The sequence below is a fragment of the Nostoc sp. ChiVER01 genome, from assembly GCF_034531155.1.
Taxonomy (GTDB): Bacteria; Cyanobacteriota; Cyanobacteriia; order Cyanobacteriales; family Nostocaceae; genus Nostoc.
Window position 1 is genome coordinate 1 of record NZ_JAVRBS010000007.1, and the last position, 5,005, is coordinate 5,005.

Sequence of the window (5,005 nt, forward strand, 5' to 3'; positions counted from 1 at the left end):
GGCATCATAAGTATAGGTTTCGACAGAATCAACTTTGCCGTCGCCGTTGTTGTCAAAGCTATTGGATGTCTGGTTGCCCTTGGCATCATAAGTAGAGGTGCTGACATAAATAGGTGTGCCGTCGCCGTTGGCAAAGCTACTAAATGTCACCTTGCCGTTGGCATCATAAGTATTGGTTTGGACATACTCAGGTATGCCGTCGCCCTTCAAGTCAACGCTATCAGATGTCAGGTTGCCCTTGGCATCATAAGTATAAGTTTGAATATAATCAACTTTGCCGTCGCCGTTGCTATCAGAAGTATAGGATGTCCGGTTGCCCTTGGCATCATAAGTATAGGTTTCGACAGAATCAACTTTGCCGTCGCCGTTGTTGTCAGTGCTTAAGGATGTCTGGTTGCCCTTGCCATCATAAGTAGAGGTTTGGACATAATCAACTTTGCCGTCGTCGTTGTTGTCACTGCTGGTGGATGTCAGGTTGCCCTTGGCATCATAAATAAAAGTTTCGACAAAATCAACTTTGCCGTCGCCGTTGTCGTCAAGGCTAGTGGATGTCAGGTCATAGCGGTAGGTAATAACTGAGTCTATTATCCCATCACCGTTGTTGTCTGTCCTCTCAGATATCACTTTGCCATCGATATCGTAAGTGTAAGTTGTGGTTGAGGTCATAAATTGGTGTTCCTTATCTGTTTGATTCCAGTTGTTTTACTACTGCATTTATTATTTCATTTGTCAATGCGTTAGAGAGACGTCAGACTGCTACGTCGTCAATAAGTAGTCCGACAAAAATATTTACAGCCATTGCGATCGCTCACAATAATATTGTGTAATTAATTCTGTCTGACTACTTATTTAGATGCGATCGCCCTATAACAACACAGGGCTATTTCGTTCTAGACATAAATCGCCCAGAACTAAAGTTCATAGGCTTTTAGCTAAAGTCCGTTTTAACGGACTATAACCTTTTATCAGTCGTCTAAAGACGATTTTCGCTATTAGACTGGTGAATTCATTTTGAGGCGGGCTAGATGAGAATGAAATAGCCCTATAGCAAAATTCTTATTATGATACAGTATCAACCTAAATAAACATTAAAAAACTCACAATTTTACTCACCACTACTAACAGTTTTTTGCTGTTGATAACGCAGTTTAAATTGCTGTTGTTGTATTTTATGATCCACAATAGGTTCAGGATAGCCAACAGCATGACGTTCTGAAGATGGAATTTTCCCAGTAACTAAATATTCTGTATCTACAGACCGCAATTCTGATACCCATTGCCGAATATATTCCCCCTCTGGATCAAATTTTTGTGTTTGACTGGCTGGATTGAAAATTCGCACAGGTTTAGGGTCCATACCGCTAGAAGCACTCCATTGCCAACCGCCATTATTAGCAGATAAATCGCCATCAATTAGGTGCTGCATAAAGTATTTTTCACCCAATTGGGGATTAATTAGCAAGTCTTTGGTAAGGAAACTAGCAACAATCATTCGACAACGGTTATGCATCCAACCACTTTCATTTATCTGGCGCATCGCTGCATCTACAATAGGATAGCCTGTTTTCCCCTCGCACCAAGCTTGGAAATGTTCTTCGTTAGTTTGCCAAGGAAAGTTTTTAAAGGTATCGCGAAAAGCGCCATCAGCTAATTCGGGGAAGTTATACATTGCATGTTGATAAAACTCCCGCCAAGCTAATTCTTGTTGCCATGTGCGAATATTAACTGCTGTTTCTTCACTGCGGCTGTTTTCTAGTGCTTCTATGGTGGCTTGCCAAACGGTGCGAATGCCAATTACACCAAATTTTAAAGCTGCACTCAGTTGCGATGTTCCATCCACTGCGGGAAAATTTCGCTGTTCTTGGTACTCAGTAATCGCAATAGCCGTAAATTCCTCTAGCCGTTCTTGCGCTGCCGCCTCTCCCGGTGAAATAATTAATTCTCCATCCCAAATAAATCCTAAATCTTTTGCTGAAGGTAGCGTTATGGCTCCTGCAAGTTTAGCAATTTCCTGTTCAGCTTCTGTTAAACCCTCAACATTTTGGAGAGTTTCTACTGGGTTCGCTTTTGGTTTGGCAATCCAATTTTTCCAGAAGGGGGTGTAAACCGTGTAAGGTTGATTGCTACCGGTGCGTAGTTGCTCTGGGGAATTGAGGATTTGATCCCAGTTTTGGTTAAGAAACTGAATGCCTTTTTCTTTGAGAGCATTTATAACAGTGCGATCGCGTTCTTGCGAATAAGGTTCTACATCCCAATTCCAAAAAACAGCTTTGGCATTCATTGCTTCTGCTAAAGCTGGTATCGCTTGTACAGGATTGGCGTGGAGTATTAACAACTGGCTACCAACTTGAGCATATCGCTCTTGGAGTTTCTGCAAACAGCCAATCATATAAGTTACTTTCACAGGAGCAACATCATCCCGTTCCAGAATATTCGGATCAAGACAAAACACGCCCACCACTTTCGGACTCTGTTGTTTTGCCGCAGCCAGTCCCGTATTGTCAGAAATGCGTAAATCGCGCCGATGCCAAAACAGAATTAAGTCAGACATTCTATACTACATATAGTTCACCCGTACTAGCTTAAATGCTAGTGGTACCAATGAACATCATTCTGGCGATAAATTTCTTTTGTCAATGGCTATTAAGTATTGTCCATTCTGCGGTTTGTCAATCATGATAGTGGTTTATTATCCTCATCCTGCGGCTGAACCCTTCTAACTATTGGATAACTTAGTAGAATACACCTGTGCTTAAGACAAGGCTAGCTCTACGCCAAATTCCACAGCAAATCAATTCCATTTCCAACATATTTTGAATCATCCCGGTGTTCTTTAATCTTTAAGTTGGTATAAAATAGCAAGATCGCTTAATATTAAGTAACAAATTGTTTTATCACTACAAAAATAAATATTTATGTAGTTAAATGTATGAGCTTAGTCAATAAATAAATTTTCTATAAAAATAGAAAATATCCGTCAATAAAAAAATATTTTTATTAAAACAACACATCGAATTGATACTTGGTAGAATCATATCAAGAATAACCAAAACTGATAACATTATGCCAAGAAAAGAACAAGGATGGGTCACGTTTCAAACCTCAGAGGACGAGCGAAAAATTCTGGAAGAGTTCTGCGAACAGTCTCAACGCAGCAAGACTGAGATTCTGCGCGAACTCGTGCGTAGCCTGAATCAGAACTCATCAGCACCAATATCGCCCTCAATTCAGCAGGAAAAACAGGAAGATATTTATACTCAAAAGCCTGATATAGAAAGTAGTATTCAAAAGAAATCACTAAAAGTTAGCTCTCGCAATATTCTTAAAGGTGTCGTTAAACGAGTTGTCTATGGAGCAGTTAATAGTGAGGTGACTCTAGAGATTATTCATAAAGTAGAGTTAACCTCGATTATCACTAGAGCTTCCGCAGAAGAGTTGGAACTATCTGAGGGAAAGGAAGCTTATGCAGTCATTAAATCTAACGATATTGTCATTGCTAGAGAATAGAAAGACGTTGACTTTAAGCGTTGGATATTAAAAAGATGAATTATCACCACTAATACCATTTCAGCTTAAAGTTGATACATTTAGGCAAGCAGAGGAGGCAGTGAGAGCAAGAAGAACGGTTTGTATCAAAAATTTGGTGAAATGGTATAGAATCTATCCCACTATTCTAAAAATCCCTAATTCTTATTGTCAAATATACCTGAAAACCTTGATTTTTCGTTTTTAGTTCTCAACCAGCTTAAGCTTTGTAGCACAAATATTATTAGTGGGATAGGTTTATAACATCTTTGATCTTGAAAAGCTGCAAGATAAATTGAGTATATAGTTGATATGATGCTTATAATACTACGCTTGCACGACAAAATCTGATGCACTCAGAGTTGGCGCACCAGTGAGAGTTGCAAATAGACCACCGCTACCAAAACCTGCTGCACAGCCATTTTGGTTGTAGAACAACTGTCCACTCACAGCGTCGTAGATAATTTTCGCCGTGCTGGTCGCTGCTGAAGAAGTGATTTTAAAATCGCTGGCATTACTAAAACCTGTTCCCGCAGTTGAAATAATAGCATTAAAAGTAGTTTTATCCAGGATAATTTTGTCGCCTTGAGAACTGTTGAAATCACCGATTGCATCTACACCAACAGCAGTCATGGCAAAAGCAGCATCGGTGTTGTAAAGGAATTTGTCAGAACCTACACCACCCACAAGAGTATCATTGCCCTCTCCACCGATGAGAATATCATCACCTGACCCGCCCCGCAACAGGTCATTGCCACTCAAGCCATTAATGATGTCATTACCCCCTTGACCATTAATCACATCATTGGAGTAGTCAAAACCTGTGATGTTATTGTTTAAATCATTGAGGAAGGTAACAGTATTTGTGTTGAAAATGTTAGCTTGAGTAGAGTTGGCATCGAATACATCAAAGCTATCGGCAATGTTGATTTGCCCATCAAACAGGATATTGCCAATCGCAGGGCTTGCTTGAGAAGCAAACAGATTATCGAGGTTTTCTAACTTAAAGTTTTGTAGAGTGACTTTGGTAGAAGCCACATTTTCAAAGGTAACTTCTAAGTTATTACCATTTTGAGTTAATTGCAGATTTTGGGCAGTTAAACCACTACCTGTAAATTGCAAGGTGTCAACATTTGCAATGACTTGTGCTGAAGAATTTGTACCTTTGCCAACACCAGCAAAATCAGTGATGGTATCATTGCGATCGCCAAGGCGAATAATAAATTTATCTTGACCACCGTTGCCTGTTAGGGTATCGTCACCAGTTAACCCATCAATGATATTGTTGCTTGGTGAACCAAATAAGTTATCTGCACCAGGAGTTCCAGTCAGGTTGACAGAGGTGTTGCCATTAGGAATATTCCTTCCCCCAAACACCACATAGCTTTGCCCAGCCGCAGAGTTGCGGTTGGGGTCGGCAAATACTGCCCCAATAATCAGGTCGTCAATGCCATCGTTGTTGATGTCCCCTGCATTGCTG

The 5,005-nt window shown here is 40.3% G+C and carries 3 protein-coding genes and 1 pseudogene; 1 reads left to right on the forward strand and 3 read right to left on the reverse strand.

Annotation, left to right across the window (positions count from 1 at the left end):
• Both RMY00_RS11320 and RMY00_RS11325 read right to left on the reverse strand, forming a co-directional pair.
• Window positions 1–666, reverse strand: a 666-nt coding sequence (locus RMY00_RS11320; protein ID WP_322647635.1) for a hypothetical protein, incomplete at its 3' end; no start/stop codon positions are given.
• A gap of 439 nt (window positions 667–1,105) precedes the next feature.
• The gene (locus RMY00_RS11325; protein WP_322647636.1) at window positions 1,106–2,551 is read right to left on the reverse strand and encodes a deoxyribodipyrimidine photo-lyase, 8-HDF type; all 1,446 of its coding nucleotides are present in this window, start codon (window positions 2,549–2,551) and stop codon (window positions 1,106–1,108) included.
• Window positions 2,552–3,063: 512 nt separating this feature from the next.
• Between RMY00_RS11325 and RMY00_RS11330 the strand changes: the two genes are divergently transcribed.
• Window positions 3,064–3,507: a molybdopterin-binding protein gene (locus tag RMY00_RS11330; RefSeq protein WP_322647637.1), complete on the forward strand. Its 444-nt coding sequence runs from the start codon at window positions 3,064–3,066 to the stop codon at window positions 3,505–3,507.
• Window positions 3,508–3,852: 345 nt separating this feature from the next.
• Here RMY00_RS11330 and RMY00_RS11335 read toward each other — a convergent pair.
• Window positions 3,853–5,005 (reverse strand): annotated as a pseudogene (locus tag RMY00_RS11335) (hypothetical protein); the annotation flags it as partial.